This is a genomic window from Streptomyces sp. NPDC003038 (assembly GCF_040611115.1).
Taxonomy (GTDB): domain Bacteria; phylum Actinomycetota; class Actinomycetes; order Streptomycetales; family Streptomycetaceae; genus Streptomyces.
Map to the genome: position 1 here is coordinate 1 of NZ_JBEXNN010000133.1, position 1,007 is coordinate 1,007.

The window sequence follows — 1,007 nt, forward strand, 5'->3', positions numbered from 1 at the left end:
CGCCTCACCGGGGAGAACACCATCTCCTGGCGCGACCCGAAGAAGGGCACCAAACGCCCTATCCCGGGATGAAACATCGGACGAAAACGACCTCTTAGCAGGCGGAGGAGTTCGTAGCTGCTGAGAGGGACAAGGCCGGCCTCTTCGGGGTCGTCACGAGTGGCGTCGGGCTGTGCGTTCGAGGGCGGCGACGGTGGCCAGGAAGGCGTAGGCAACCAGGGCGATCACGCTCCAGCGGTACCACGAGTTCCAGCAGGTGACCTGGCCCTTGTCGAGGTGGCAGATCTCCTTCGCATCCTGGAAGTCCTCTTCCACTCGCTACGGGGGCACACCAGTGCCGCCAGTCTCGCCAGGGTCACCGGGTCCGCGGGCGAAGAGCGGTAGTGGGACACGGTGCGGGTGTAACGGGGCCGGCGGGCCAGAAGCACCGAGGTCCCCGCGACGCTGTCGTGGCCGGTGGGTGTGTCGTCGGCGGTGACCTCGATCATCGCCCAGTCCTAGTCCCGCACCCCCTTGTGGCCCGCACCGGTCCGCATCCGCTGCCAGACCCGCTTCGGCAGCCGGGCGACGGCCCTGGCCGCGCTCAGTTTCCCGGCCGGGGTGGTGACCTGGTGGTTGGAACGCACGCCCACGACATAGCCCAGGCCCAGCTCTCGGCAGGTGGTACGCAACTCCCGCCCGCTATAGACCTCGTCGCCCAGGAAGAACGAGGCGGATATGCCCAGGCTGGCGGCGCGGAGCATGTCCGCCGCACGCTGCGGCCTGGTTCGACATGGAGATCATAGCCCGCACCCCCGGGAGCAGGGGTTTCGTCCCCGATGCCGAAGCGGTGGGCCGTGGAGCGGACCTACGGCTGGTTCCACCGCCGCCTGGCCCACGACTACGAAACCCTACCCACCCGCTCCGAAGCCCTGAGCTTGTTCAGCGGTGGGTCTCCAGGGTGAGGATGGCTTTGGTGATTGACGTGAGTCTGGTGGGGTGGCAGCGGGCTTTTCGGAGGATGCGCC

General features: G+C 67.8%; 2 protein-coding genes. Both read right to left on the reverse strand.

Annotated features, from left to right (window positions below; translation table 11 throughout):
* Positions 1-153: 153 nt before the first annotated feature.
* Entirely contained in the window at positions 154-315 is a 162-nt protein-coding gene (locus ABZX75_RS34470) for a hypothetical protein (protein ID WP_355418209.1), read from the reverse strand.
* A 182-nt stretch (positions 316-497) separates the two neighbouring features.
* The gene (locus ABZX75_RS34475; protein WP_355418212.1) at positions 498-743 is read right to left on the reverse strand and encodes a hypothetical protein; all 246 of its coding nucleotides are present in this window, start codon (positions 741-743) and stop codon (positions 498-500) included.
* Positions 744-1,007: the final 264 nt, after the last annotated feature.